This window comes from Streptomyces sp. NPDC026575, assembly GCF_055567415.1.
Window position 1 is genome coordinate 132489 of sequence record NZ_JBVHQM010000014.1, and the last position, 26304, is coordinate 158792.

The 26304-nt window shown below is 73.1% G+C and carries 23 protein-coding genes; 18 read left to right on the forward strand and 5 right to left on the reverse strand.

Translation table 11 applies throughout. The annotated features are described in order from the left end of the window. Positions 1-69: 69 nt before the first annotated feature. Together eat and ACZ4NB_RS20880 are read right to left on the reverse strand one after the other, a co-directional pair. Positions 70-1554, reverse strand: a complete 1485-nt coding sequence (gene eat, locus ACZ4NB_RS20875) for an ethanolamine permease (protein ID WP_467663537.1) — start codon at positions 1552-1554, stop codon at positions 70-72. A gap of 140 nt (positions 1555-1694) precedes the next feature. After that, the gene (locus tag ACZ4NB_RS20880) at positions 1695-2426 is read right to left on the reverse strand and encodes a FadR/GntR family transcriptional regulator (protein ID WP_393488160.1); all 732 of its coding nucleotides are present in this window, start codon (positions 2424-2426) and stop codon (positions 1695-1697) included. A 73-nt stretch (positions 2427-2499) separates the two neighbouring features. On the opposite strand from ACZ4NB_RS20880, the gene ACZ4NB_RS20885 reads away from it, so the two are divergent. The 4 genes from ACZ4NB_RS20885 to ACZ4NB_RS20900 all read left to right on the forward strand — a co-directional run bounded on the left by ACZ4NB_RS20885 (position 2500) and on the right by ACZ4NB_RS20900 (position 7440). Further along, the gene (locus ACZ4NB_RS20885) at positions 2500-3867 is read left to right on the forward strand and encodes a glutamine synthetase family protein (protein ID WP_467663539.1); all 1368 of its coding nucleotides are present in this window, start codon (positions 2500-2502) and stop codon (positions 3865-3867) included. A 13-nt stretch (positions 3868-3880) separates the two neighbouring features. Then, entirely contained in the window at positions 3881-5248 is a 1368-nt protein-coding gene (locus ACZ4NB_RS20890) for an aldehyde dehydrogenase family protein (RefSeq protein WP_467663541.1), read from the forward strand. Next, positions 5249-6049, forward strand: a complete 801-nt coding sequence (locus ACZ4NB_RS20895) for a 3-oxoacyl-ACP reductase (protein ID WP_393488156.1) — start codon at positions 5249-5251, stop codon at positions 6047-6049. A gap of 122 nt (positions 6050-6171) precedes the next feature. Next, a complete protein-coding gene (locus ACZ4NB_RS20900; protein WP_467663543.1) occupies positions 6172-7440 on the forward strand; it encodes a haloacid dehalogenase-like hydrolase in 1269 nt (422 codons plus the stop codon). A gap of 36 nt (positions 7441-7476) precedes the next feature. Here the strand turns inward: ACZ4NB_RS20900 and ACZ4NB_RS20905 are convergent, their stop codons facing one another. Then, entirely contained in the window at positions 7477-8700 is a 1224-nt protein-coding gene (locus tag ACZ4NB_RS20905) for an amino acid deaminase/aldolase (protein ID WP_467663545.1), read from the reverse strand. A gap of 246 nt (positions 8701-8946) precedes the next feature. Between ACZ4NB_RS20905 and ACZ4NB_RS20910 the strand changes: the two genes are divergently transcribed. The 4 genes from ACZ4NB_RS20910 (at position 8947) to ACZ4NB_RS20925 (ending at position 13178) form a co-directional block, all read left to right on the forward strand. Next, positions 8947-10335 carry a hypothetical protein gene (locus tag ACZ4NB_RS20910; protein ID WP_467663546.1) on the forward strand — a complete coding sequence of 463 codons (1389 nt, stop codon included), beginning with the start codon at positions 8947-8949 and terminating at the stop codon, positions 10333-10335. Continuing rightward, the gene (gene mycP, locus ACZ4NB_RS20915) at positions 10332-11492 is read left to right on the forward strand and encodes a type VII secretion-associated serine protease mycosin (protein ID WP_467663547.1); all 1161 of its coding nucleotides are present in this window, start codon (positions 10332-10334) and stop codon (positions 11490-11492) included. Before ACZ4NB_RS20910 ends, mycP begins: the two co-directional genes overlap by 4 nt. Positions 11493-11543: 51 nt before the next feature. Beyond that, complete coding sequence (locus ACZ4NB_RS20920) at positions 11544-12275, forward strand: SseB family protein (protein ID WP_467663548.1); 732 nt, start codon at positions 11544-11546, stop codon at positions 12273-12275. A gap of 114 nt (positions 12276-12389) precedes the next feature. Then, the gene (locus ACZ4NB_RS20925) at positions 12390-13178 is read left to right on the forward strand and encodes an MIP family channel protein (protein WP_467663549.1); all 789 of its coding nucleotides are present in this window, start codon (positions 12390-12392) and stop codon (positions 13176-13178) included. A gap of 85 nt (positions 13179-13263) precedes the next feature. Here ACZ4NB_RS20925 and ACZ4NB_RS20930 read toward each other — a convergent pair whose 3' ends face one another. After that, positions 13264-13644 carry a DUF1844 domain-containing protein gene (locus tag ACZ4NB_RS20930; protein ID WP_467663551.1) on the reverse strand — a complete coding sequence of 127 codons (381 nt, stop codon included), beginning with the start codon at positions 13642-13644 and terminating at the stop codon, positions 13264-13266. 344 nt (positions 13645-13988) lie between these two features. On the opposite strand from ACZ4NB_RS20930, the gene infC reads away from it, so the two are divergent. From infC to ACZ4NB_RS20970, 8 genes are all read left to right on the forward strand, one after another. Beyond that, on the forward strand, positions 13989-14675 hold the full coding sequence (gene infC, locus ACZ4NB_RS20935; RefSeq protein WP_393488145.1) for a translation initiation factor IF-3: 687 nt from the start codon (positions 13989-13991) through the stop codon (positions 14673-14675). Positions 14676-14796: 121 nt separating this feature from the next. Beyond that, entirely contained in the window at positions 14797-14991 is a 195-nt protein-coding gene (rpmI, locus tag ACZ4NB_RS20940; protein ID WP_016576627.1) for a 50S ribosomal protein L35, read from the forward strand. Positions 14992-15095: 104 nt separating this feature from the next. Continuing rightward, on the forward strand, positions 15096-15479 hold the full coding sequence (gene rplT / locus ACZ4NB_RS20945; protein ID WP_384428642.1) for a 50S ribosomal protein L20: 384 nt from the start codon (positions 15096-15098) through the stop codon (positions 15477-15479). A 131-nt stretch (positions 15480-15610) separates the two neighbouring features. After that, positions 15611-16465 (forward strand): TrmH family RNA methyltransferase, encoded by an 855-nt coding sequence (locus tag ACZ4NB_RS20950; protein WP_467663553.1) that lies wholly within the window; start codon positions 15611-15613, stop codon positions 16463-16465. Between the two features lie 82 nt (positions 16466-16547). Continuing rightward, the gene (locus tag ACZ4NB_RS20955) at positions 16548-17696 is read left to right on the forward strand and encodes a sensor histidine kinase (RefSeq protein WP_467663555.1); all 1149 of its coding nucleotides are present in this window, start codon (positions 16548-16550) and stop codon (positions 17694-17696) included. A 193-nt stretch (positions 17697-17889) separates the two neighbouring features. Next, the gene (gene pheS, locus ACZ4NB_RS20960; protein ID WP_393488141.1) at positions 17890-19014 is read left to right on the forward strand and encodes a phenylalanine--tRNA ligase subunit alpha; all 1125 of its coding nucleotides are present in this window, start codon (positions 17890-17892) and stop codon (positions 19012-19014) included. After that, positions 19014-21539 (forward strand): phenylalanine--tRNA ligase subunit beta, encoded by a 2526-nt coding sequence (gene pheT, locus ACZ4NB_RS20965; protein ID WP_467663557.1) that lies wholly within the window; start codon positions 19014-19016, stop codon positions 21537-21539. Before pheS ends, pheT begins: the two co-directional genes overlap by 1 nt. 311 nt (positions 21540-21850) lie before the next feature. Continuing rightward, positions 21851-23092, forward strand: coding sequence for a PP2C family protein-serine/threonine phosphatase (locus ACZ4NB_RS20970; RefSeq protein ID WP_467663559.1), 1242 nt, complete (start codon positions 21851-21853; stop codon positions 23090-23092). Between the two features lie 79 nt (positions 23093-23171). On the opposite strand, the gene ACZ4NB_RS20975 is transcribed toward ACZ4NB_RS20970, so the two are convergent. Continuing rightward, a complete protein-coding gene (locus tag ACZ4NB_RS20975; protein ID WP_467663561.1) occupies positions 23172-24107 on the reverse strand; it encodes an oxidoreductase in 936 nt (311 codons plus the stop codon). Between the two features lie 81 nt (positions 24108-24188). On the opposite strand from ACZ4NB_RS20975, the gene ACZ4NB_RS20980 reads away from it, so the two are divergent. Continuing rightward, positions 24189-24866: a TetR/AcrR family transcriptional regulator gene (locus ACZ4NB_RS20980; RefSeq protein ID WP_467663562.1), complete on the forward strand. Its 678-nt coding sequence runs from the start codon at positions 24189-24191 to the stop codon at positions 24864-24866. Positions 24867-24961: 95 nt separating this feature from the next. After that, the gene (locus ACZ4NB_RS20985) at positions 24962-26299 is read left to right on the forward strand and encodes a transcriptional regulator (protein WP_467663564.1); all 1338 of its coding nucleotides are present in this window, start codon (positions 24962-24964) and stop codon (positions 26297-26299) included. The last annotated feature ends 5 nt before the right edge of the window (positions 26300-26304 follow it).

Below are 26304 nucleotides of genomic sequence, written 5' to 3' on the forward strand. Positions count from 1 at the left end.
GCGTGCGGATCGGGATCGGATCGCCGGTGCCGGCCGGCCGGGCAGCCCGTCCGCCCGGCACCGGGTGTGTCAGTCGCGTTCGAGCTCGGCCTCGGCCGCCGCCAGCGCCGCGAACTCCTCCTCGGGCGCCGCGGCGACCAGCCGGTGCCGGGAGTAGAACGCGAAGTACGCCAGCGCCACGACGTAGACGCCGAGCGCGATGAAGGCGGCGTCCTTGTCGACCAGGAACGTCGCCACCAGCGCCGAGCAGGCCAGGACGAAGGCGACGGACGAGGTCAGCATGCCGCCCGGGGTCCGGTAGGGGCGGGGCAGACCGGGCTCGCGGCGGCGCAGCACGATGTGCGAGAGCGCCATCAGGGCGTAGGAGATGGTGGCGCCGAAGACCGCGACGTTCAGCATCCGGGCGCCGTCGCCGGTGGCCGCGGCCAGCGCGAAGCCCAGCGCGCCGGGCACCAGCAGGCCCAGGTAGGGGGCCTTGCGGCGGCTGGTGAGGGAGAGGAAGCGGGGCAGGTAGCCGGCCCGGGACAGCGCGAACAGCTGCCGGGACCCGGCGAAGATGAGGGAGAAGAAGGACGCCACCAGGCCCGCCAGACCGGCGTAGTTGACGATCCGGCCGACGGTCGTGGGCTTGCCGTCCGGCTGGAGCGCCTGGACCAGCGGATCGCCCACAGACTGGATCGCGGCCGAGCCCCGCGCGCCGGTCGCGGCGACGAAGGTGATCAGCGCGAGCAGCAGCAGGATGCCCATCGCGGCGGCCATCGCCCGGGGCAGCGACCGGGCCGGGTCCTTGGTCTCCTCCGCGGCCAGCGGTACGCCCTCGATGCCGAGGAAGAACCACATGCCGAACGGGAAGGCCGCCCAGATTCCGAGGACGCCGAACGGGAGCCAGGAGTTGGCGCCGAAGGCACCGGCCTCGACGGGGATGTCGTTGAGCGCGTCCACATGGAAGTCGGTGAGGGCGGCGAGCGCGAAGACGACGATCGCGGCGACCGCGACCGCGGTGACGATCAGGCTGAAGCGCAGCGCCTCGCCGACGCCCCACAGGTGGATGCCGATGAACAGCACGAAACAGGCGAGGTAGACCGGCCAGCTGGAGTGCAGTCCGAAGAGGCCGAGCGATTCGACGTAGTCGCCGATGAAGATGGAGATCGCGGCGGGCGCCAGGACGTATTCGATCAGGATGGCGGTGCCGGTGAGGAAGCCGCCCCAGGTGCCCAGGGCCCGCCGGGCGAAGCCGTAGCCGCCGCCCGCGGTGGGCAGGATCGAGGCCAGCTCCGCCAGCGCGAAGACCAGGCAGGTGTACATCAGGCCCATCAGGACGGCGGCGATCGCCAGACCGCCGAAGCCGCCGTGCGCCAGTCCGTTGTTCCAGCCCGAGAAGTCGCCGGAGACGACGTAGGCGACGCCCAGGCCGGTCAGCAGCAGCGGTCCCGCGCTGCCGCGGCGCAGGGTGCGCCGCTCCAGATAGGTCTCGTCGGGCGAGCTGCCGCCCGGTGCGCTGCCTTCCGCTGACGCGGTGGGCGGTGCGGTCTGCGATTCCGTGCTGTCGGCCATGAGCCGCTCCTGCCTCGCCGGAGGGGAAATCGAGCAAAGGTTCAGCGGCATACCTTTGCTCCGGGGGTCGCTCCGGCGCAAGACCCGTGCGTAAAAGAATGGTTAACAGGCGAGCTCGCGGGGGTCCGGCGGGACCGGGATCAGGCCGCCGGACCGGTCAGGAAGCCGCGCAGCAGCGCCGCGGTCCCGCAGCAGTGCTCGCGCATCACCTCGCGCGCGCCGTCCGCGTCGCCCTCCAGCACCGCCTCCACCAGCGCGCTGTGCTGCGTCTGGGAGTGCTCCAGATTGCGCACCAGCAGCGGAATGCAGTCCAGCAGGTCGTTCACGCTCGCCCGCACCGCCGCGTACTGCGCCGCCAGCGACGGCGAGCCGGACAGCTCCGCCAGCGTCAGATGCAGCAGGGTGTCGCGCCGGCGGTAGTCCGCGAGCGGCGCGTCCTGGGTCGCGGCCAGGGCCCGCCGCAGCCGGTCGGCCTGTTCCCCGGTCAGCCCGTGGGCCGCGCACAGGCCCGCCGCGCCCACCTCCAGCACCTCCCGGAACCGCAGGGTGTCCTCGACGTCGATCTTCTCGATCCGGCGCCGCAGCTCGTCCTCGCCCTGGTTCTCCTTGCGGGCGCGCACGAACGTGCCCCCGTAGCGCCCGCGCCGGCTCTCCACCAGGCCCTCGTCCTGGAGCACCTTGAGCACCTCGCGCAGGGTGACCCGGCTGATCTGCAGCCGCTCGGCCAACTCCCGCTCCGCGGGCAGCCGTTCACCCTGGGGCACCAGGCCGAGCCGGACGATCTGGAGTATCTGCTCCAGCGCCTCCTCGAAACCGTTGCCCGCGCGCACCGGCCGCAGCACGGGTGCCAGCCGGTCAGCCGCACCGTCCATCGCCACCCCTTCCCAATCAATGGTTCGTGTGCCTACCTTATGACCTCCGGATGCAGTGACAGGAGGCAACACCGTGGCAGACCGCACGCCCCCACTCTCCGTCGAGGAGCTCAGAGTCCTCGTCGACGCCGGGGAGATCGACACTGTCGTCCTCGCCTTCACCGATATGCAAGGCAGGCTCCAGGGCAAGCGGTTCGCGGCCCGATACTTCCTCGACACCGTCCTTGAGCACGGCACGGAGGGCTGCAACTACCTCCTCGCCGTCGACGTCGACCTCAACACCGTCGACGGCTACCAGATGTCCTCCTGGGAGCGCGGCTACGGCGACTTCGCCATGCACGGCGACACCGCCACCCTGCGCCGCACCCCCTGGAACCCCGGCACCGCCCTGATCACCGCCGACCTGGCCTGGCACGACGGCTCGCCGGTCGTCGCCTCGCCCCGGCAGATCCTGCGCCGCCAGCTCGACCGCCTGGCCGAGCGCGGCTGGCGGGCGTACGCCGGCACCGAGCTGGAGTTCATGCTCTTCAAGGACACCTACGAGGACGCCTGGTCCCGCGGCTACCGCCAGATGACCCCGGCCAACCAGTACAACGGCGACTACTCCGTCCTCGGCACCGGCCGCGTCGAGCCCGTCCTGCGCCGCATCCGCAACGAGATGGGCGCGGCCGGGATGACCGTGGAGTCCGCCAAGGGCGAGTGCAACCTCGGCCAGCACGAGATCGTGTTCGTCTACGACGAGGCGCTCACCACCTGCGACCAGCACTCCATCTACAAGACCGGCGCCAAGGAGATCGCCGCCCAGGAGGGCATGGCGCTCACCTTCATGGCGAAGTACGACGAGCGCGAGGGCAACTCCTGTCATATCCACCTCTCGCTCCAGGACGAGCAGGGGCGGCCCGTACTGGCCGACGACTCCGGCCCGTACGGCATGTCCCGCACCATGCAGCACTTCCTCGCCGGGCAGATCGCCGCGATGCGCGACTTCACGCTCTTCTACGCGCCCAACATCAACTCCTACAAGCGCTTCCGCCCCGGCTCCTTCGCCCCCACCGCCGTCGCCTGGGGCCCCGACAACCGCACCTGCGCGCTGCGGGTCGTCGGCCACGGCCGCGCCCACCGCCTGGAGAACCGCCTGCCCGGCGGCGATGTGAACCCCTACCTCGCGGTCGCCGCCATGGTCGCGGCCGGCCTGTACGGCATAGAACACGAGCTGGAGCTCCCCGAGGCGACCACCGGCAACGCCTACGCCGGCGACGCCGCGCATGTCCCCACCACGCTGCGCGAGGCCGCCGAGCGGTGGGAGAACAGCCCGATCGCCCGGGAGGCATTCGGCGACGAGGTCGTCGACCACTACCGCCACATGGCCCGCGTCGAACAGGACGCCTACGACGCCGCCGTCACGGACTGGGAGCGCTTCCGCTCCTTCGAGCGCATGTAAGGAACCACCACCCGTGCTGAACGAGCTGAAGATCCTCAACCCGGCCACCGAGGAAGTGGTGGCCACCGTCCCCACCACCTCCCCCGAAGAGGTCGACGCCGCGGTCCGCCGGGCGGCCGCGGCCCAGGTGGCCTGGGCCGCCGTCGCACCCGGCGACCGGGCCCGCCTGCTGCGCCGCTTCGCCGAGGTCGTCGACGCCCAGATCGACCCGCTCGCCGAACTCGAACTGCGCGAGGCCGGCCACCCGCTGGGCAACGCCCGGTGGGAGGCGGGCAACGTCCGCGATCTGCTGCACTACGCCGCCGGGGGCGTGGAGCGCCTGACCGGCACCCAGATCCCGGTCGCCGGCGGTCTCAACATCACCGTCCAGGAGCCGCTCGGCGTGGTCGCCGTGATCGCGCCCTGGAACTTCCCGATGCCGATCGCCGCCTGGGGCGCCGCCCCGGCCCTCGCGGCCGGCAACGCCGTCCTGCTCAAGCCCGCCGAGACCACCCCGCTCACCGCGCTCCGGCTCGCCGAGCTGGCCCTGGAGGCCGGGCTGCCCGAGGGCCTCTTCCAGGTCCTGCCCGGTGAGGGGCCGGTCACCGGCACCGCGCTGGTCGACCACCCCGGCGTCGCCAAGGTCGTCTTCACCGGCTCCACCGCCACCGGCCGGCAGATCGCCGCCCGCTGCGCGGCCCAGACCAAGCGGCTCACCCTCGAACTCGGCGGCAAGAGCCCCAACATCGTCTTCGCCGACGCCGACATCGAGGCCGCCGCGGCCGCCGCCCCCGGCTCCTTCCTCGACAACACCGGCCAGGACTGCTGCGCCCGCAGCCGCATCCTCGTCCAGCGCGGCGTCTACGACCGCTTCATGGAGCTGCTGGAACCGGCGGTCAAGTCCTTCGCGGTCGGCGACCCGGCCGATCCCGCCACCCAGATGGGCCCGCTGATCTCCGCCGCCCAGCGCGAGCGGGTCCGGTCCTACGTCCCCGAGGACGCCCCGGCCGCCATCCGCGGCGAGGCCCCCGCCGGCAAGGGCTTCTGGTACCCGGCCACCGTCCTGGAGGGCCGCCCCGAGGACCGCACGGCCGTCGAGGAGATCTTCGGGCCGGTCGCCGTGGTCCTCCCCTTCGACGACGAGGCCGAGGCGGTACGGCTCGCCAACGCCACCGACTACGGCCTGTCCGGCTCGCTGTGGACCCGCGACGTCGGCCGTGCGCTGCGCGTCTCGCGGGCCGTCGCGGCCGGCAACCTCTCCGTCAACTCCCACAGCAGCGTGCGCTACTGGACCCCCTTCGGCGGGTTCAAGCAGTCCGGTCTCGGCCGTGAGCTGGGCCCGGACGCGCTCGCCGCCTTCACCGAGACCAAGAACATCTTCATCAGCACAGAGGAGCGCTAAGTGACCGACCAGACCGCAGTGTGCCGCCGCCTCGTCGGCCGTACCGCCGTGATCACCGGAGCCGGCAGCGGCATCGGCCTGGCCACCGCCCGCCGACTCGCCTCCGAAGGCGCCAACGTCGTCTGCGCCGACATCGACGAGACGGCCGGCAAGGCCGCCGCCGAAGAGGTCGGCGGCACCTTCGTCCAGGTCGACGTGACCGACTCCGAGCAGGTCGAGGCGCTCTACAAGACCGCCTTCGACACCTACGGCTCGGTCGACGTCACCTTCAACAACGCCGGCATCTCGCCGCCCGACGACGACTCGATCCTCACCACCGGCCTCGACGCCTGGAAGCGCGTCCAGGAGGTCAACCTGACCTCGGTCTACCTGTGCTGCAAGCACGCGCTGCCCTACATGCAGAGCCAGTTCCAGCGGACCGGCCGCGGCGGCTCCATCATCAACACCGCCTCCTTCGTCGCCGTCATGGGCGCCGCCACCTCCCAGATCAGCTACACCGCCTCCAAGGGCGGCGTGCTGGCGATGTCCCGTGAACTGGGCGTGCAGTTCGCCCGCGAGGGCATCCGGGTCAACGCCCTGTGCCCGGGGCCGGTCAACACCCCGCTGCTCAAGGAGCTGTTCGCCAAGGACCCCGAGCGCGCCGCGCGCCGCCTGGTGCACGTGCCCGTCGGGCGGTTCGCCGAGCCCGAGGAGATCGCCGCCGCGGTCGCCTTCCTCGCCAGCGACGACTCCTCGTTCGTCAACGCCGCCGAGTTCCTGGTCGACGGCGGTATCGCGGGCGCGTACGTCACCCCGCTGTAAGCCACTCGCTGTTCACTTCCGGGTAAGCGCCATGGCGGCCGGACGTCGCTCGACGTCCGGCCGCCATGCGCTAGCGTCCGCCTTCGGTTCTTCGTTCGACAGGTTCGACAGGAGTGCGTTCCATGCTCAACAAGCGTCGCTGGCTGGCAGCCGGTGCTGCCCTCGCCGTCGCCGGAGGCGGCGTCGCCGTCGCCCAGACGGCCACCGCCGGACCGGCCCCGCGCCACTGCCCCACCCTCCACGTGTCCAAGGGCTGGTACGGCGACAACCACGCCAAGCTCCAGAAGATGATCGACGAGAGCGGCAGCTGCTCCGGGAGCGGGGGAGCGCGCCCGGTCGCGACCTTCGACTGGGACAACACCGTCGTCAAGAACGACATCTCCGACGCCACGCTGGCCTGGATGCTGCGCCACGACAAGGTGCTCCGCCCCGCCAGCTGGAAGGCCACCAACAAGTGGCTGACCGACGACGCCGCCCGCGCGCTCACCGAGGCGTGCGGCACGCAGGTACCCGCCGGCCACCCGCTGCCGACGTCGACCGACACCGGCTGCACCGACGAGATCCTCGACGTCTACAACGACGAGAAGACCTCGGACGGCAAGCCCGCGTTCGCGGGCGAGTGGAACCACCGGCGCACGGTGCCCTCCTACGTCTGGATCACCCAGCTGTTCGCCGGGCACAGCCCGGCCACCCTGACCTCGTACGCTGCCAAGGCGCGCAAGCAGAACCTCGCCGCGCCGATCGGTACGGAGCAGACGGTCGGCACGCACAAGTGGGCCGGATACATCCGCTACTACGAGCAGCAGCGCGACCTCATCGGCACCCTCAAGAAGGCCGGTTTCGACGTCTACATCGTCTCCGCCTCCGCGGAGCCGCTGGTACGCGCCTGGGCGCCCGGTGTGGGCATCGACCGCGACCACGTCATCGGCATCCGCAACCTCGTCCGCGGCGGCAAGCTCACCACCGGCGTCCAGGGCTGCGGCGACGTCAAGGACACCAACGGCGAGGTCCTGACGTACATGGACGGTAAGCGCTGCTGGATCAACCAGGAGATCTTCCACGTCAAGGGCGCCAAGGCGTGGCAGAAGCAGGACCCGGCGCACCGTGCCGCCTTCGCGGCGGGCGACGCCGAGACCGATGTGACGTTCGTCGGCGATGCCACCGCCGGCCACCTGGCCATCAACCGCAACAAGACCGAGCTGATGTGCCGGGCGTACGACAACAGCGACCACCGCTGGATCATCAACCCGATGTTCATCGAGCCGAAGAAGCGCAAGACCGACGCGTACCCGTGCTCGACCGCCGGCTCCGTCCAGCCGGACGGCACCCTCGCCCCGATTCACCGCCCCGACGGCTCGGTGATCCCCGACCAGCAGGACAGCGTGTACTGACCGCACCGATCCGTACCCGGGGAGGCCCGCGCCGGGTCACAGGAAGGCGTGGCCCTCCCCGCGGTACGTCGGCACCGTGTCCACCACCCGGTCCCCGTCGACGAGTTGCAGCCGGTCGAACCGCTCGCACAGCTCACCGGCCTTGGCATGCCGGAACCACACCTTGTCGCCGATCGCCAGCCGGTCCGCGGCCGGCCCCAGCAGCGGCGTCTGCACCTCGCCGGGCCCCTCCTGCGGGTCGTAGCGCAGCCCGGCGGGCAGATGCGGCACCGGCAGCCGGTCCGCGCCCGCCACCCCCGACGCCGGATAGCCCCCGCCCAGCACCGTCACCACGCCCGGACCGGGCCGGCGCACCACCGGCTGGGCGAACAGCGCCGCCGGACGCCCGCTGAACGAACGGAAGTTGTCGAACAGCCGCGGTACATACAGCCCCGACCCGGCCGCGATCTCGGTGACCGCCGCCTCCGCCGCCGTGTGCTGCACACTGCCGGTCCCACCGCCGTTGACGAACTCCAGCCGCGGGGCCACCGCCCGCACCGCCCGTACGGCCTCCCAGCGGCGCCGGGCCAGCTCCTTGCGCGCCGCGGCCTGCATCACCCGGACCGTCCGCGAGAACACCGGCTTGCCGGCGACCTCGTCGCCCACACCCGCCACATGCCCCTCGTACGCCATCAGCCCCACCAGCCGGAACCCGGGACGGCGCGCCACCGTCCGGGCCAGCGCGGCGAGTTGGGCCGGCGCCCGCAGCGGCGAGCGCCGCGCGCCGACCCGCACCCCGCCGCCCAGCAGGCGGAAGGAGGTGTCCAGTTCCAGGCACACCCGCACCTCCTCGCCGCCGCGGCCACCGCCCGGGCGGGCCGCGTCGATCAGATCGAGCTGCGCCGGATCGTCGACCATCACCGTCACCGCGCCGGCGAGCGAGGCATCGGCGGTCAGCTCGGCGAAGCCGGCCCGGTCCACCGACGGGTACGCCAGCAGCACGTCCGTGAAGCCCGAGCGGGCCAGCCACAGCGATTCGGCCAGCGTGAAACTCATGATCCCGGCGAACCCCTCCCGCGCCAGCACCCGCTCCAGCAGGGCCCGGCAGCGCACCGACTTGCTCGCCACCCGGATCGGCTTCCCCTTCGAGCGGCGCACCAGATCGGCGGCGTTGGCGTCGAAGGACTGCAGGTCGACGACGGCCAGCGGCGCGTCGAGGTGTGCGGTGGCCCGGTCGTAACGGGCTTTGTCGCCATCCGCGTCGGCTGTGTGCTGGGGCATGGTCCGCAGCCTGCCACGCCTGTTTACCACTGGGTAGGGGAGAGATCGCGACAGAGCGGACATGGCGGCGACTGGGGGCATCCCCTGCTCCTTCAGAGCTCGGGGGAGGGTTGGAGCGCCGACGGCGCCAGCCCTTAGAGTGGCCCGACACCGCAACCAGCAGGTCAGCGGCGTGTTGTCCGGATACCAGTCACCCTGCCCCGATTGCGGATCGGGTCCGGGGCCACGGTGCAAGGGGGAGCGCGGGTGAGCACCGACGCTGATTTCGCCGATGCGCGGCACATCCCGCCCATACCCCCGCGGCCGCCCCGGCAGCCCCCGGTGACCCCGGCGCCGCAACCGCACACGGACCCCCGTACGACCGTGCTGCGCCGGGTGCCGAGCGCGCCGCCCGCCCCGCCCGCCCCGCCCGTCAGGGCGCAGGCCGCGCAGCCCCCGGCCGCCGACCCGACACCGCCCCGACGGCCCGCGCCTCCCGCCGACCCGGCCGTCCCGCCGCGCCCCAGCGCGCCGCCACCGGCGCCGCCCACCGGACAGCCCCCGCGCCCGCACCACGCGCCCGGCTCCCCGGCGCCCACCACACCGCCGCCCCGGCGCCCGGACGCCTTCCGGGACACCGCCGCCTTCCACCTGGCCAACAGCCAGGACCTGTGGAACGGCGGCCCCGCGCCCGCGGCCGGCACCCCGCCGCGGTCCCGCAAGCCCGCCTCCGCCACCCCGTCCGCGGCGCCCGGCAGCGAGCCGCCGGCGCCCGCGGCCGAGCGCCCGCAGCAGCCGCCCTGGCCCCGCACGCCCCTGCCGCAGCAGACGCCCGGGGCGACCGTCGGCATGCCCGCCGGGACCCGGCCGCGGCCCTCGACCGGCCGCCGCCTCCGCGGCCCGGTGGGCGCCGCCGCGGCCTGCCTCGTCCTCGGCATCGGCCTCATCGGCGGTGCGGCGGTGGGCAGTTGGCTCACCGCCGACTCCGCCGACGCCCCGCCCACCCCCGAGGCCGCCTTCGCCGCGGGCCGCGACGTCTGGCGCAACACCCCCGTCGACACGCTCTTCCCGCGCACCATCCAGGGCCTGGGCGTCGGCCCCGGCGGCGCCGACCGGACCTGGACCCGGATCGCCGTCGCCCCCGACAGCGGCTGCACCGGCGCCTACGACCGCCCGCTCGCCCAGGCGCTCGCCCGCGCGGGCTGCGTCCGCCTGCTGCGGGCCACCTACCTCGACGCCACCCGCTCCAGCGTCATCACGGTCGGTGTGCAGACCGCCAAGGCCGACGCGGCCGGAATGATGGCCCTCAACACCCGCTTCAGCACCAAGAGCCTGGGCAGCCGCACCGACCTGATGCCGGTGCCGTACGCCGCCAAGGGCACCCCGGCCGAGGGCTTCGGGCGCGCCCAGCGGGCCAGTTGGACCGTCCGGGTGCTCACCGACATCCCGGTGATCGTCTTCGCCGTCTCCGGCTTCGCCGACGGCCGCGCCGTCTCCGCACCGCAGTCCGCCGAGGCCGCGGTCCGGCCGGGCGCCACCACCGCCCCGGCCGAGTCGGGCCTCGGCCACGACGCCAAGGACATCGCGGACCGCATCGCGACGGACTTCCGCACGGCGTCCGGCATCGCCCCGCACACCACGGAGTCCTCGCCATGACGAAGACCACCCTGCGCGGCGTCGCCGTCGCGCTGGCCGCCGCCGCGCTCGCCGTGCTGCCCTCCGTGCCCGCCCACGCCGATGTGATCCGCGCCCAGGAGTGGGGCCTGCAGGCCATCCACGCCCAGCAGGCATGGCGCACGACCAAGGGCGCGGGCGTCACCGTCGCCGTCCTGGACACCGGCGTCGACGCCCACCACCCCGACCTGGCGGGCCAGGTCCTGCCCGAGAAGGACCTGGTCGGCTTCGGCGCCGGCCCGGGAGACGGGGCATGGGCCCGGCACGGCACCGGAATGGCCAGCGTCATCGCGGGCCGGGGGCACGGCCAGGGCCGCCAGGACGGCGTGCTCGGCGTCGCCCCCGAAGCAAAGATCCTCCCGGTCCGGGTGATCCTGGAGGACAACGATCCGCAGCGCGGGCGGGCCCGCACGGAGAAGGCCGGCGCGCTCGCCGACGGCATCCGCTGGGCCGCCGACCACGGCGCCGACGTGATCAGCATGTCGCTCGGCGACGACAGCGAGTCCGCACACCCCGAGCCGCGCGAGGACGCCGCCATCCAGTACGCCCTCGGCAAGGGCATCCCCGTCGTCGCCTCCGCGGGCAACGGCGGCGAGAAGGGCGACCACGTCTCCTACCCCGCCGCCTACCCGGGCGTCATCGCCGCCACCGCCGTCAACTACCGGCGCGAACGCGCCGACTTCTCCACCCGCCACTGGTACGCCACGGTCAGCGCACCCGGCGACGAGATCGCCATGGCCGGCAACGGCAGCGCCTATGTCTCGGGCTGGGGCACCAGCCCCGCCGCCGCCTTCGTCTCCGGCGCCATCGCGCTGATCCGCTCCGCCCACCCCGATCTGAGCCCCGCCCAGATCCGCCGCCTGCTCACCGCCACCGCCCAGGACACCCCCGAGGGCGGTCGCGACGACGACTACGGCGCCGGCCTGATCGACCCCGCCGCCGCCCTCAAGGCCGCCCCCGCCCTCAAGCCCGCACCCCAGAAGCCGGTTCCCGCCGACTACTCCGCTCGCTACTTCGGCCCCGGCCCCACCACGGACGACCCCGCCGACACCCCCGTCGACTGGGTCCCCTGGACCGCCGGCGCCCTCGGCCTGGCCCTCGTCGCCGCCGCGGCCGTCATCTGGCGGACCCGCACCTGAAGCCCCCGGGCGCACGACGGCGCGGGAAGCCGGCCCGATACGCTCGCCGGCGTGCAGAAGAACATCCCCGACCCCGGCTTCTCCGACGACGACGGCTCGGCCGACCCCGCGCTGGCGGCCGCCCTGGCGGCGTACGACGACGACCGCGGCGCCGAGCCGCAACTCCTCGCGGCGCTGGCCGGCGCCCGCGTCCTCGTCCCGGTGGTCGCCCTCCTCGGCGAGGTCGAAACCGGCCCGGACGGCCTGCGCCGTGAGAAGACCAGCGATATGGCGGTCCCCACCCTCAAGGCCCCGGACGGCCGCCGCGCCCTGCCCGCCTTCACGTCGATGGAGACGCTGAAGCGCTGGCGCCCGGACGCCCGCCCGGTGGCGGTCCCGCTCCACCAGGCGCTGCTGGCCGCCTCCCACGAGCAGGCCGACACCCTCGTCATCGACCTGGCGGGCCCGGTCACCTACCAGCTCACCGGCCCCGCGCTGCGCGCCCTGGCGGAGGGCCGCACGACCGCCGACCCGCTCGCCGACCCGGCCGTCACCGACGCCCTGCGCGCCCTGCTCGCCGCCGAGCCCGCCGTGCTCGTCGCCCATCTCGCACCGTCCGAGGAGACCGACGGCACGCTCGCGCTCGGCCTCGCCGCCGGGGCACCGACCGCCGAGGTCGCCCAGCGCCTGGCGCAGGCGCTGGCCACCGACGAGGTGCTCCGCGCCCGGCTGGTACGGGGCCTGGACCTGGCCCTTCTCCCGCCCGGCGGCCCGACGGGCGGGCAGCCGCTCTACCGGCGCTGAGCCGCCGCTCCGGGGCCCGGCATCCCGCCCGGGCCCGGGGCCGCCAACGGGCGGGGTCGTCTCCAGGGCCGCACAATGCGAGGAGAGCTCAAGATCCACGCGAGGAGAGCCCCCATGGAGAAATCCGAGACGGAGAGGGAGGCGGCGACCTCCACGATTCTGACCCGCGTCGTCGTGGCCGAGTTCCTCGGCACGCTGCTTCTGGTGTTCTTCGGCGTCGGCTCGGTGGTGCTGGCCGGCGAGTACATCGGCACCTTCGGCATCGCCCTGGCCTTCGGCTTCACGATGCTGGCCCTGGCCTACGCCATCGGCCCGATCTCCGGATGCCACATCAACCCCGCGGTGACGCTCGGCATCCTGCTGGCCCGCCGCATCACGGTGCGCACCGCCGTCGAGTACTGGATCGCCCAGGTCCTGGGCGCCATCGTCGGCTCCGCGCTGCTCCTCCTGGTCGCCACGCAGATCCCGGGCCTGCAGACGCACGGGGCCTTCGGCACCAACGGCTGGGGCGACCGCTCGGCGGTGCACATCAACCTCGGCGGTGCCTTCGTCATCGAGATCGTGATGACCTTCCTGTTCGTCTTCGTGGTGCTGTCGGCCACCCACAAGGTGGCCGTGCTCGGCTTCGGCGGACTGGCGATCGGTCTGGCGCTGGCCATCGTCCACCTCGTCGGCATCCCGTTGACCGGCACCTCCGTGAATCCGGCGCGGTCCATCGGCCCGGCCCTGTTCGCCGGCGGCGCGGCCATCACCCAGCTGTGGCTGTTCATCGTCGCGCCGCTGATCGGCGGTGCCCTGGCGGCCGTGGTCCATCAGGTCACCCATCCGGCCCACGAGCCGCTCATCGTCGCCGACGAGGGCATGCCGGCCGATGCCGCGAGCGGTCCCGGCGGGCGGCCCTGAGTCCGGGCGCCACCCGCACCGCACACCCGAAGGGCCCCGACCGTCTCCCGGTCGGGGCCCTTCGTCCGTACGGAAGATCCGCGGCTCAGCCGTAAACGGGGCCGGTGAACTTCTCCCCGGGACCCTGGCCCGGCTCGTCCGGGACGACCGACGCCTCGCGGAACGCCAGCTGCAGCGACTTCAGCCCGTCCCGCAGCGGGGCCGCGTGGTACGAGCCGATCTCGGTGGCGCTGGCGGTGACCAGCCCGGCGAGCGCCTGGATGAGCTTGCGCGCCTCGTCGAGGTCCTTGTGCGCCGCGCCGTCCTCGGCGAGCCCCAGGTTGACCGCCGCCGAGCTCATCAGATGCACCGCGACCGTGGTGATCACCTCGACGGCCGGCACCTCGGCGATGTCACGGGTCATGGCGTCGAAGTCGGGTTGCGCCGCGCTCGTGGGGTCGGGCTGCTGCGGGGTCTGGTCGCTCATGTCTTCGGGCTTCTTCCTGCTGAGGGGTCGGCTCCAGCCTATGGGCAGCGCCGACGGGCCCCGCGTCCGGGAGTGTCCTCCTGGGCGCGGAGGGCCTGCGCGCCGCCACCGGTGCCCGCACAGGAGTGGGTGGCACCCCTTGACTCGTGTATTCTGGTGTTCCGACCGGCCGGACACGCATGTGACCGGCCCACAAGTGGAGGCTCCGTTCTCCCACCCGACCGACCTCAGGTTGGCGGGTCAACGGTCCGGCTGCGCCCCGCGGAGACTTCGCGGCGGTGCTCCAGATCTATGTGGAGCCCCGCCTGTGTCCCGTCCGGGGCGTTTTGCATGTACCGGCGCGGTTGGTCACACCGAACAGACGTTACGCGGCAGTCCGCCAGGCCGTCGCGTGGTGCTACCGAGGAGGATCCATCAGCGCCGAGCCCCGCATCAACGACCGGATTCGCGTCCCCGAGGTGCGACTCGTCGGTCCCAGTGGCGAGCAGGTCGGCATTGTGCCGCTTGCCAAGGCCCTGGAGCTTGCGCAGGAGTACGACCTCGACCTGGTCGAGGTGGCGGCGAACGCCCGTCCGCCGGTCTGCAAGCTCATGGACTACGGAAAGTTCAAGTACGAGTCGGCCATGAAGGCCCGTGAGGCGCGCAAGAACCAGGCGCACACGGTCATCAAGGAGATGAAGCTCCGGCCGAAGATCGACCCGCACGACTACGACACCAAGAAGGGTCACGTCGTTCGGTTCCTCAAGCAGGGTGACAAGGTCAAGATCACGATCATGTTCCGTGGTCGCGAGCAGTCCCGCCCCGAGCTGGGCTTCCGGCTGCTGCAGCGGCTCGCGTCCGACGTGGAGGACCTCGGCTTCATCGAGTCGAATCCGAAGCAGGACGGCCGAAACATGATCATGGTCCTCGGTCCGCACAAGAAGAAGACCGAGGCGATGGCCGAGGCCCGTGAGGCGCAGGCCGCCCGCAAGGCGGAGCGCCAGGGCGGTGCTCCCGCGGAGGAGCCCGCCGAGGAGCCCGCCGAGGCGTGATCTCTGGGCGAGCCCCGGATCCATGCCGGGGCACCCGCCCCGGATACCAACCGATACATCTGACGCTCCCGCTAGCCGGTCCGTGCCGGTGGGAGCGCCACTGACGAGGAGAGAACGGCGCATGCCGAAGAACAAGACGCACAGCGGTGCCAGCAAGCGCTTCAAGGTCACCGGCTCCGGCAAGGTGCTGCGCGAGCGCGCCGGCAAGCGCCACCTGCTCGAGCACAAGTCGTCCCGCGTGACGCGTCGCCTCACCGGCAACGCCGAGATGGCCCCGGGCGACGCCGCGAAGATCAAGAAGCTTCTCGGCAAGTGAGCCGCCGCGCCCCACTCGACGACCGGGGCGCGCGACTCGGACCGGGACTCAATCGACTCGGGTCGTGTGACGACAACCACGGCCCCGCTACAAGGAGTTAACAAGTGGCACGCGTCAAGCGGGCAGTCAACGCCCACAAGAAGCGCCGGGCGATCCTGGAGCAGGCCAGCGGCTACCGCGGCCAGCGCTCCCGCCTGTACCGCAAGGCGAAGGAGCAGGTCACCCACTCCCTCGTCTACAACTACAACGACCGCAAGAAGCGCAAGGGCGACTTCCGTCAGCTGTGGATCCAGCGCATCAACGCCGCTGCCCGCCAGAACGGCATGACCTACAACCGCTTCATCCAGGGTCTGAAGGCCGCCAACATCGAGGTCGACCGCAAGATCCTCGCGGACCTCGCGGTCAACGACATGAACGCGTTCGCCGCGCTCGTCGAGGCCGCCCAGAAGGCGCTTCCCAGCGACGTCAACGCCCCGAAGGCTGCCTGAACCCCAGCCTGACGACGTGGTGACGCGGACCCGCAGGCCCCGGCCTGCGGGTCCGCCGCATTTCCGGACGGGCGCCGACGGACCGGCCCCCGTCCCCGCACGCACCGAACAACAGAAGTGAGCCGCCGCCCATGGGCACCCCCGAGCTGATCTCCCCGCGTTCCCCGCGCGTCACCGCCGCCCGGCGGCTGGCCCGCCGTGCCTTCCGCGGCAAGGAGCGCCGGTTCATCGCCGAGGGCCCGCAGGCCGTACGGGAGGCCATCGCGCACCGCGTCGACGGCGCGCCCACGCTCATCGAGCTGTTCGCCACCGTCGAGGCCGCCGAGCGGCACGCCGAGATCGTCGAGGCGGCCCGCGCGGCCGGCGTACCGGTGCACTTCGCCGACGACCGGACCGTCGCGGACATCTCCCAGACCGTCACGCCGCAGGGCCTGCTCGGCGTCTGCCTGTTCCTGGACTCGCCGTTCGAGGAGATCCTCGCCGCCCGCCCGCAGTTGGTCGCGGTGCTCGCCAACGTCCGCGACCCCGGCAACGCCGGTACGGTGCTGCGCTGCGCGGACGCCGCCGGCGCGGACGCGGTCGTGCTGACCGACGCCTCGGTGGACCTGTACAACCCCAAGTCGGTGCGCGCCTCGGTCGGTTCGCTCTTCCACCTGCCGGTGGCCGTCGGCGTACCGGTCCAGCGCGTGGTGGAGGGGCTGCGGACCGCCGGCGTGCGCATCCTGGCCGCCGACGGCGCGGGCGACCGCGACCTGGACGCCGAACTGGACACCGGCTCCATGGGCGGGCCCACCGCCTGGGTCTTCGGCAACGAGGCATGGGGCCTGCCCGAGGAGACCCGGGCGCTCGCGGACGCCGTCGTACGGGTGCCCATCCACGGCAAGGCGGAGAGCCTCAACCTCGCCACCGCCGCCGCGGTCTGCCTCTACGCCTCCGCCCGCGCCCAGCGCAGCGCCGGTGGCTGCCGCGCGGTGTCACCCGCCTGAGGGGCGTGGGCCGGATCGTCCCGGCACATCCGAGGCGAGCTAGTAGTCTTGCGTGCCGGGGGCCCGGGAGGGGGTAACGGGGATGAGTGTGAGGACTTCCGGCATCACAGTCGCCACTGACAGCGGTCCGGCCGGCGGAGCCGGGCGCGGACCGTCGCCCGCCACCGCACCGGACGCGTACGGGGCGGGACTCGACCCCGACGATCTGCCCGACGGCCTGGTCGTCTCCGACGAGACCGGCCTGGTGGTCTGCTTCAACGCAGCGGCCGCCAGGATCACCGGAATCGCCGCCGAGGACGCGCTCGGCCGCCCCTTCGAAGCGGCCCTGCCGCTCCAGGACGTCGAGGGCCGCCGCTGGTGGCGGCTCACCGACCCCTATGGCGGGCTCGCCATCCGCCGCGGCCAGCCCGAGCGCAATCTGCTGCTCGGCGGCCGCGAGGTGCTGGTCTCCGCCCGCTACGTCCGCAGCCGGCCCACGGGGCCCGTGCAGCGGCTGGTGATCGCGCTGCGCGGCACGGAGGCCCGGCGGCGTACGGAGCTGAGCCACGCCGAGCTGATCGCCACCGTCGCCCATGAACTGCGCTCGCCGCTGACCTCCGTCAAGGGGTTCACCGCCACCCTCCTCCAAAAGTGGGAACGCTTCACCGACGACCAGAAGCGGCTGATGCTGGAGACGGTGGACGCCGACGCCAACCGCGTCACCCGCCTGATCGCCGAGCTGCTGGACATCTCCCGGATCGACTCCGGGCGGCTGGAGGTCCGCCGGCAGCGCGTCGACATGATCGCCGCGGTCCGCCGGCACGTCCAGGCGCAGACCACCGCCGGCCAGCAGCCGGACCGCTTCCTGATCCGGATGCGGGAGCCGCTGCCGGATCTGTGGGCGGACCCGGACAAGGTCGACCAGGTGCTGGGCAATCTGCTGGAAAATGCGGTGCGCCACGGCGAGGGAACCGTCACCATCGAGGTCGGACCGGCAACGGACGCGACCAGCACGGAGGGGACGAGCGTCACCGTGAGCGACGAGGGACCCGGCATTCCCGAGGAGTCGATGAGCCGCGTGTTCACCCGCTTCTGGCGGGGCAGCAAGCGCGGCGGCACGGGCCTGGGCCTGTACATCGTCAAGGGCATCGTCGAGGCGCACGGCGGCACGATCACGGTCGGCCGGGCCCCCGCCGGCGGCGCCCAGTTCCGATTCAGCCTGCCCGTCGCGACGCCGGCCTTCCTGGCCTAGGAGCTCGCGGCGGGCGCCCCGCCCCGGGGACCTCGGGCCTGCCGCGCTGCCCGTCCCCCTTAGACTTGACCTTTGGCACCTTTGGCGCACAGGCATCGCGGGCACAGCGCGGGCTCGGCATCCGACCTTTGTGATCGAAGAGCCGAGGCGAAGCGAGCCAAGCCAAGCCAGTCCACCGGAAGCACGGGAAGAGATGTCCGCACCCAATAAGTCGTACGACCCTGTCGAGGTCGAAGCCCTGAAACCGGAAGAGATCGCCGCCCGGCTGGACGAGGCGCTGGCCGCCATCGCCGCCGCGGGCGACCTCGACGCGCTCGCCCAGGCGAAGATCGCGCACACCGGTGGCACCTCGCCGCTCGCGCTCGCCAACCGCGAGATCGGCGCCCTGCCCCCGCAGGCCAAGGCGGAGGCCGGCAAGCGCGTCGGCCAGGCCCGCGGCCGGGTGAACCAGGCGCTCAAGGCCCGCCAGGAGGAGCTGGAGGCGGAGCGCGACGCACGGGTGCTCGTCGAGGAGGCGGTGGATGTCACGCTGCCCTACGACCGCACCCCGGCCGGCGCCCGGCACCCGCTCACCACGTTCATGGAGCGGGTCGCCGACGTCTTCGTCGCGATGGGCTACGAGGTCGCCGAGGGCCCCGAGGTCGAGGCGGAGTGGTTCAACTTCGACGCCCTGAACTTCGTGCCCGACCACCCGGCGCGCCAGATGCAGGACACCTTCTTCGTCCAGGGCAACGGCACCGAGGGCGATGAGAGCGGCGTCGTGCTGCGCACCCACACCTCGCCGGTGCAGGCCCGTACGCTCGTCGACCGCGAGCCGCCCGTCTACGTCGTCTGCCCGGGGCGGGTCTACCGCACCGACGAGCTGGACGCCACGCACTCCCCGGTCTTCCACCAGATCGAGCTGCTCGCCGTCGACGAGGGCCTGACCATGGCCGACCTCAAGGGCACCCTCGACCACATGGTCCGGGCGCTGTTCGGCCCGGACATGAAGACCCGGCTGCGGCCGAACTACTTCCCGTTCACCGAGCCGTCCGCCGAGATGGACATGGTCTGCTACGTCTGCCGTGGCGAGTCCGTGGGCAACCCCGACCGCCCCTGCCGCACCTGCTCCAGCGAGGGCTGGATCGAGCTGGGCGGCTGCGGAATGGTCAACCCCAAGGTGCTCGTCGCCTGCGGCGTCGACCCCGAGAAGTACAGCGGCTTCGCCTTCGGGTTCGGCATCGACCGGATGCTGATGTTCCGGCACAACGTGGAAGACATGCGCGACATGTTCGAGGGCGACGTCCGGTTCACCCGGCCGTTCGGGATGGAGATCTGATGCGGGTCCCGCTTTCTTGGCTGCGGGAGTACGTCGACCTGCCGGCGACCGAGTCCGGCCGTGACGTACAGGCCAAGCTCATTGCCGTCGGCCTGGAGGTCGAGACCGTCGAGCGGCTCGGCGAGGGCCTCAAGGGCCCGCTCGTCGTCGGCCAGGTGCTGACCATCGAGGAGCTGGAGGGCTTCAAGAAGCCGATCCGCTTCTGCACCGTCGACGTCGGCCAGGCCAATGGCACCGGCGAGCCGCAGGAGATCGTCTGCGGCGCCCGCAACTTCTCCGTCGGCGACAAGGTCGTGGTGGTCCTCCCGGGCGCCGTGCTGCCCGGCGACTTCAAGATCGCCGCGCGCAAGACGTACGGCAGGAAGTCGCACGGCATGATCTGCTCCGGCGACGAGCTGGGCATGGGCGACGACGGCTCGGGCGGCATCATCGTGCTGCCCCCCGAGTACGAGGTGGGCACCGACGCCATCGAGCTGCTGGAGCTCGTCGACGAGGTGCTGGACATCGCCGTCACCCCGGACCGCGGCTACTGCCTGTCGATGCGCGGTGTCGCCCGCGAGGCCGCCATCGCCTACGGGCTGCCGCTGCGCGACCCGGCCCTGCTGGACGTGCCGCCGCCGAACTCGGCCGGCTACCCGGTCAAGGTCTCCGACCCCATCGGCTGCGACCGCTTCACGGCCCGCACGGTCACCGGCCTGGAGCCGGAGGCGCGTTCCCCGATCTGGCTGCAGCGCCGGCTGCAGAAGGCCGGGATGCGCCCGATCTCCCTCGCCGTCGACATCACCAACTACGTGATGCTGGAGCTCGGCCAGCCGCTGCACGCCTACGACCGCGCCACCGTGGAGGGCCCGATCGGCGTCCGCCGCGCCACCGCGGGCGAGCAGCTGACCACCCTGGACGGCACCAAGCGGGTGCTGGACGCCGAGGACCTGGTCATCACCGACAACCGCGGCCCGATCGGGCTGGCCGGTGTCATGGGCGGCGCCAACACGGAGATCGCCGGCCCGGTCGCCGACCCGGAGACCGGCCAGCCGCGCGGCACCACCGACATCGTGGTGGAGGCCGCGCACTTCGACGCGATCTCCATCGCCCGCACGGCCCGCCGGCACAAGCTGTCCTCGGAGGCGGCGAAGCGCTTCGAGCGCGGCGTCGACCCGGAGGCCGCGTCGGCCGCGGCGCAGCGGACCGTCGACCTGCTGGTGCTGCTCGGCGGCGGCACCGCCGAGGACGGCGTCACCGAGGTCGTCTCGCCCCGCGGGCCGCGCACCCTCACCATCCCCGCCGACCACCCGGACAAGGTCGCCGGCGTCGCCTACGGCCGGGAGACCGTCGTCCGCCGCCTCCAGCAGGTCGGCTGCGACGTCTACGGCCAGGACGAGCTGGTCGTGACCGTGCCGTCCTGGCGGCCCGACCTCAGCGACCCCAACGACCTGGCCGAGGAGGTCATCCGGCTGGAGGGCTACGAGAACCTGCCCTCCACGCTCCCCAAGCCGCCGGCCGGCCGCGGGCTGACCGAGCGTCAGCGGCTGCACCGCCGGGTCGGCCGGGCGCTGGCCGGCGCCGGCTACGTCGAGGCGCTGAACTACCCCTTCACCGGCTCGCACGTTCTCGACCAGCTGGGCATCGAGGCGGACGACCCGCGGCGCGCGGCGGTCACCCTCGTCAACCCGCTGTCCGACGAGGAGCCCGACCTCCGTACGACCCTGATCCCGGGGCTGCTCGGCGCGCTGCGCCGCAACTACGGCCGGGGCACGCACGATCTCGCGCTCTTCGAGACCGGGCCGGTCTTCCGGGCGACCGGTGACGAGAAGCCGGCCACCCGGCTGGTCGTCGACCGCCGGCCGACCGACGACGAGATCGCCTCGCTGGACGCCTCCCTCCCGCAGCAGCCGCGGCGCGCCGCCGTGGTGCTCGCCGGGGGCCGTGAGCAGGCCGGCTGGTGGGGCGAGGGGCGGCCCGGGACCTGGGCGGACGCCATCGAGGCGGGCCGTACGGTCGCACGGGAGGCCGGCGTCGAGCTGATCGTCCGTCAGGACCAGCACGCGCCGTTCCACCCGGGCCGGTGCGCGGCGCTGCTCGCCCTCGTCGACGGCGAGGAGGTGCTCGTCGGCAACGCCGGTGAGCTGCACCCGCGCGTCATCAAGTCGCTCGCGCTGCCGGAGCGCACCTGCGCGATGGAGATCGACCTGGACCGCCTGGAGCGGGCCGGTGCCGGTCCGCTGCGCGCGCCGAAGATCTCGGCCTTCCCGGTCGCGACCCAGGACGTCGCGCTGGTCGTCGACGACTCGGTCCCGGCGGCGGACGTCGAGAGCGCGCTGCGCGACGGTGCGGGCGAACTGCTGGAGTCGCTGCGGCTCTTCGATGTCTTCACCGGCGAGCAGCTCGGTGCGGGCAAGAAGTCCCTGGCGTACGCGCTGCGCTTCCGCGCCGCGGACCGCACGCTGACCGCGGAGGAGGCCTCGGCCGCCCGCGACGCGGCGGTGGCCGTGGCCGTGGAGCGGACCGGAGCGGTGCTGCGCGGCTGAGCCGCCGGCTGCCTGTGTGAGGGGCGAGGGCGCGGAGGGTGTGAACCTTCCGCGCCCTCGCCCCTTCGTATGCGAGGGGTTCGGTCTCCGGTGGGTGGGCCATGTGGCGCCTGTGAGGGACCGGACGGGGCGAGGAGACCGGCCGATCCCTGCGCCATCACCCAATCGAGTGGTTATTTACCTATCGTCGTGGGATGGCCACATAACGTCGCGAGAATCGACGAGGTCGATGAGGCCCGCCTGACCGCGGCAGCGGGCCGACCGATCGGCGCAACGCCTGCAAGGGGCCACCGGCTAGGGGGACCAACGGCATGATCCGAACGAGGACGCGGGGCGCGGCACGCGTCGGCGCGGCCCGTGTCCGGCGGGCCGTGGTCTTCGTCCTGCCGGGCCTGTGGGTGCTCGGCGTGGTGGGCTGGGAGCTGTCCCACTCGACCAGCGGTCAACTGCTGCAACTCCTCGCCGCCGCACCGGCCATCGCCTGCGCGGGCACCGGCCGCCGCCAGTGCGTCCTGCTGGGCGGGGTGTGCGCACTGCTCGCCCTTGTGCCGTTCGGTGCGGCGGCGCCCGGGGCCGAGCCCGGCACCCGCGCGCTGACCTGCGGTGCGATCCTCGCGGTGGTCGGCGCCAGCTATCTGACGGCCGGTCGGCGGCTGCGGCTGGTGCGGGAGCTGGAGCGCACCCGCGAGGTCGCCACGGCCGCGCAGCGGGTGCTGCTGCGACCGCTGCCGCCCCGGATCGACGGGCTGGTGCTGGCGGCCGATCACCTCTCGGCGAGCGAGGGCGCGGTGGTCGGCGGGGACCTGTACGAGGTCGTGGGGACCCGGCACGGCGTCCGGGTGGTGATCGGGGATGTGCGCGGGCACGGCCTGGAGGCCATGGGCATGGTCGCGGCGATGCTCGGCAGCTTCCGCGAGGTGGTGCACGACGAGACCGAACTCACCGGTGTGCTGCGGAGGTTGGAGCGCTCGCACCAGCGGCATCTGCGGGAGCGGGGGCGCGTCGAGCAGCCGGTGGGCGGTGCGGAGGCGGTGAGCCCGCTCGCGGAGGAGTTCGTGACGCTGCTGCTGGTGCAGATCGCGCAGGACGGGTCGGTCACCGCGCTGAACTGCGGGCATCCATGGCCGTATCGGATCGACCACGGGGCGGTCGCGGCCCTCGCCCCGGCCGATCCGATGCCGCCGCTGGGGCTGTTTCCGCTGCCGGAGGAGCTGTCGGCGGTGCGGTGCGGTCGGCTGGAGCCCGGATCGTCGCTGTTCCTGCACACCGACGGGGCGGTGGACGCGCGGGACGCGGCGGGGGAGTTCTTCCCGCTGACGGAGGCGTTGCGCGACGGCGTCGAGGCGGCCGGGTCGCCCCGCGCTCCCGCGCCGTCCGGGGTGGTGGGCGAGGTGCGCGAGGCGCTGCTGCGGCATGCCGGCGGGCGGCTGACGGACGATGTGGCGCTGCTGATGCTCTGCAACGACCGGGCGCGGCTGCCGGCCCGTGCCGCCGGGGCGGGCCGGTGTTCGCTGTCGCTCGGCGGGCGCGGAACCGGCGGGGACGCCTCCTAGGGGCCGTCCGACGGGGCACGGGCGGACCGGCGCTCAGATCCGGCCGAGCCCGCCGTGCGCGCTCCTCGTACCCCCGCGCTCAGTGCCCGTCCTCCGCGGCGGCCGCCTTGCCGCTCAGTGACGGGAAGCCGACGCCGGTCAGCTCCTCGGAGGCATCCCAGAGGCGCATGGCGCTCTGCGGGTCGCTGGCCGCGGCCGATCTGCCGACCATCGTCGGCCCGCCGCGCATCTCGCCGATCCCGTCGGGGCCCAGATAGGCGGCACCGGGCAGGTCCTGGGTGGCGGCGTACAGCGTCGGGAGCGCGCCGGCCCTGTCGTCCTGGGCGATCACCTTGTTGCCGACCCGCATCAGCGCACGCCGGACCGCGCTGGCGTCGTGGCTCGACAGGTTGGTGGCGGCGTAGCCGGGGTGGGCGGCGAGGGCGCGCACGGGGGAGCCCGCCGCGGTCAGCCGGCGCTGCAGTTCCAGGGTGAACAGCAGATTGGCCAGCTTGGCCTGCGAGTACGCCCGGACGGGGGTGTACTCACCGGTCAGGTCCAGGTTCTCGAAGTGGATGCGGGTGCCGGGGGCCTTGTGCGCCATGGACGCCACCGTGACCACCCGGTCCGTGAGGTGCGGCAGCAGCAGGTTGGTCAGCGCGAAGTGGCCGAGGTGGTTGGTGCCGAACTGCATCTCGAAGCCGTCCTTGGTGCGGGACTCCGGGACGGCCATCACTCCGGCGTTGTTGATCAGCAGGTCCAGTCCGCCCTGCCAGGACTCGGCGAACGCGCGCACGGAGGCGAGGTCGGCGAGGTCGAGGCGGCGCACTTCGAGCGTGCCCTTGGTGCCCTTGACGGTGGCGGCGGCCTCCTTGCCGCGCCCGGCGTCCCGTACGGCGAGCACGACATGCGCGCCGGCCCGTGCGAGGGCGTCGACGGTGGCGAGACCGAGCCCGCTGTTGGCGCCGGTGACCACGGCGGTGCGGCCGGTCTGGTCGGGGAGGCGGGCGGCGTTCCAGGTGGGTGTGTGAGCCATGCCCTCAATGTAGGCAGCGCCAACAATGCTGTCAATGACAACAATGTAGCCAGTGAATACATCGGCGGTAGGATGGCGGCCATGCAGACTCGTCGCTACCACCACGGAGACCTGCGCGCCGCGCTGCTGGACCGCGCCGAGCAGACGCTCCGCGAGAAGGGCCCCGGAGCCCTCTCGCTGCGGGAACTCGCCCGCGACCTCGGCGTCAGCCACGCCGCGCCGAGCCGGCACTTCAAGGACAAGCAGGCGCTGCTGGACGCGCTGGCGCTCACCGGGTTCGAGCGCATGGAGTCGGCCCTGACCGCGTCCCAGGAGGCGGCGGGCGAGTCCTTCGCCGAGCGGCTCGGCGCGCTCGCCCGCGCCTACGTGGACTTCGCCACCGCCAACGCGGCACTCCTCGACCTGATGTACACGGTCAAACACGAGCCGGAGGCGTCCGAGGCGCTGATCGCGGCCGCGCACCGGCTCGCGGCGATGGCCGTGGAGCTGGCCGCGGACGGGCAGCGCAGCGGCGACGTACGGGACGGGCCCGTCGAACGGATCGCGATGCCGCTGTTCACCACCCTGCACGGCTTCGCCGGGTTCGCCGCCGGCGGCGTGCTCTCCGCGGACGAGGCCGCCTCCGGCCTCGACGACGTGATCGCGTACATGCTGCGGGGCTGCGCGGCGGACGGCCGCGAGGTCACCTGGTCCGAAGGGGCGCCCGGCCTCCACTGCCTGGTCCCGCGCTCGCCCCGGGGCCCTTCACACCCCGTGTGAAGCGGGGTTCACTACGCTCGACTGGCGGAGTGGTGAAGTCGACAAGGCCATGAGCGGGGAGCCCCGGTGGCGGGTCCGCTCACCGGGAGGCCGTTGTGGAGCCCAATACCCTGCTCGATGCGATTCTCGACGAGGCCGGAATCTCGCACGCCGGGCTGGCCGCCCGGATCAACGGCCTGGGGCGGCAGCGCGGGCTGGCGCTGAGGTACGAACACACCGCGGTGGCCCGGTGGTTGAAGGGCCAGCGGCCGCGCGGCCAGGTACCGGACCTGATCTGCGAGATCCTCGGCGAGCGGCTGCACCGGCCGGTCGGACTCGACGACATCGGGCTGAGCCGCCCGGGGCGCCAGAGCGCCCCCGACACCCCGCTGTCCGGCTTCGTCGAGCGGGCCACCGCGCTGTGGCGGTCCGACGAGCAGCAGCGGCCGCATGTGCTCGCCGCCCCCGCGCTCACCGGCACCTCGGCGGTCATCCCCGTATGGGAGTGGGAGAACCCGCCCGAGGACTCCGACGTCTCGCGCGACGGGCTGACCCGGGTGGGCCTCGCCGACATCGAGATGCTGCGCGCCGCGCGCACCCACTACGAGCAGATGTACCGCAAGGCGGGCGGTATCGCGACCAGAGCGCGCATCGTGGGATTCCTCAACGCCGAGGCGGCGCCGCTGCTGCGGGGCAGCTACAGCGATACGACGGGGCGCCAGCTCCACCGGGCGACCGGCGGACTGGTCGCCGTCGCCGGCATCTGCGCCTACGACTCCGACGCCCTCGGGCTCGCCCAGCGCTACTTCCATCAGGCACTGCGGCTGGCCAAGGCCAGCGGGGACCGCGGCCTCGGCGCGTACGTCATCGCGCTGCTGGTCAACCAGTCCCTCTTCGTACGGGAGTACCGCCAGGCGGTGGCCTTCGCGGAGGCCGCGCTGCGGGCCGCGGGGCCGCAGATCACCCCGGCGCTCTCCGCGGACCTCTATGCGATGCAGGCCAAGTCCTACGCCCGGCTCGGCGACGGAGCCAGCGCGCTGGCGTGCATCCGGCGCGCGGAGGCGGCCGCGGAGCGCATCCGGCCCGGGCTGGAGCCGGCCGAGACGGGCTATGTGCAGCCCGGCCTGGTCAACGTACAAGTGGCGGAGGCACTCCTCAGCCTCGGTGACCTGCGGGCCGCCCGGGAGCAGGCGGACGCCGCCGTCGACACCCCCGCCCACGACCGCGGCCGGGTCCACCGGCTGGCCATGCTCACCCATATCGAGCTGCGCCAGGGCGATGCGGACCGGGCCGTGGCCAACGCCGCCCAGATGACGGAGCAGGCGCGCGGCATGGAGTCGCAGCGGTTGCGGGACCGGCTGCGGGCGGTACGCGAGCACCTGGCGGAGACCGGGAGCTCCGCGACGGACGAGGCGGCCGATCTCATCGACGAGGTGCTGCGCGTTCCGCTCTGACCGGG

What these genes read in the sequence shown, in the direction of transcription:
- eat (WP_467663537.1), bottom strand. Translation starts at nt 1,554, where the DNA reads ATGGCCGACAGCACGGAATCGCAGACCGCACCGCCCACCGCGTCAGCG.
- ACZ4NB_RS20880 (WP_393488160.1), bottom strand. Translation starts at nt 2,426, where the DNA reads ATGGACGGTGCGGCTGACCGGCTGGCACCCGTGCTGCGGCCGGTGCGC.
- ACZ4NB_RS20900 (WP_467663543.1), top strand. Translation starts at nt 6,172, where the DNA reads ATGCTCAACAAGCGTCGCTGGCTGGCAGCCGGTGCTGCCCTCGCCGTC.
- ACZ4NB_RS20905 (WP_467663545.1), bottom strand. Translation starts at nt 8,700, where the DNA reads ATGCCCCAGCACACAGCCGACGCGGATGGCGACAAAGCCCGTTACGAC.
- mycP (WP_467663547.1), top strand. Translation starts at nt 10,332, where the DNA reads ATGACGAAGACCACCCTGCGCGGCGTCGCCGTCGCGCTGGCCGCCGCC.
- ACZ4NB_RS20925 (WP_467663549.1), top strand. Translation starts at nt 12,390, where the DNA reads ATGGAGAAATCCGAGACGGAGAGGGAGGCGGCGACCTCCACGATTCTG.
- ACZ4NB_RS20930 (WP_467663551.1), bottom strand. Translation starts at nt 13,644, where the DNA reads ATGAGCGACCAGACCCCGCAGCAGCCCGACCCCACGAGCGCGGCGCAA.
- rpmI (WP_016576627.1), top strand. Translation starts at nt 14,797, where the DNA reads ATGCCGAAGAACAAGACGCACAGCGGTGCCAGCAAGCGCTTCAAGGTC.
- ACZ4NB_RS20950 (WP_467663553.1), top strand. Translation starts at nt 15,611, where the DNA reads ATGGGCACCCCCGAGCTGATCTCCCCGCGTTCCCCGCGCGTCACCGCC.
- ACZ4NB_RS20955 (WP_467663555.1), top strand. Translation starts at nt 16,548, where the DNA reads ATGAGTGTGAGGACTTCCGGCATCACAGTCGCCACTGACAGCGGTCCG.
- pheS (WP_393488141.1), top strand. Translation starts at nt 17,890, where the DNA reads ATGTCCGCACCCAATAAGTCGTACGACCCTGTCGAGGTCGAAGCCCTG.
- pheT (WP_467663557.1), top strand. Translation starts at nt 19,014, where the DNA reads ATGCGGGTCCCGCTTTCTTGGCTGCGGGAGTACGTCGACCTGCCGGCG.
- ACZ4NB_RS20970 (WP_467663559.1), top strand. Translation starts at nt 21,851, where the DNA reads ATGATCCGAACGAGGACGCGGGGCGCGGCACGCGTCGGCGCGGCCCGT.
- ACZ4NB_RS20975 (WP_467663561.1), bottom strand. Translation starts at nt 24,107, where the DNA reads ATGGCTCACACACCCACCTGGAACGCCGCCCGCCTCCCCGACCAGACC.
- ACZ4NB_RS20980 (WP_467663562.1), top strand. Translation starts at nt 24,189, where the DNA reads ATGCAGACTCGTCGCTACCACCACGGAGACCTGCGCGCCGCGCTGCTG.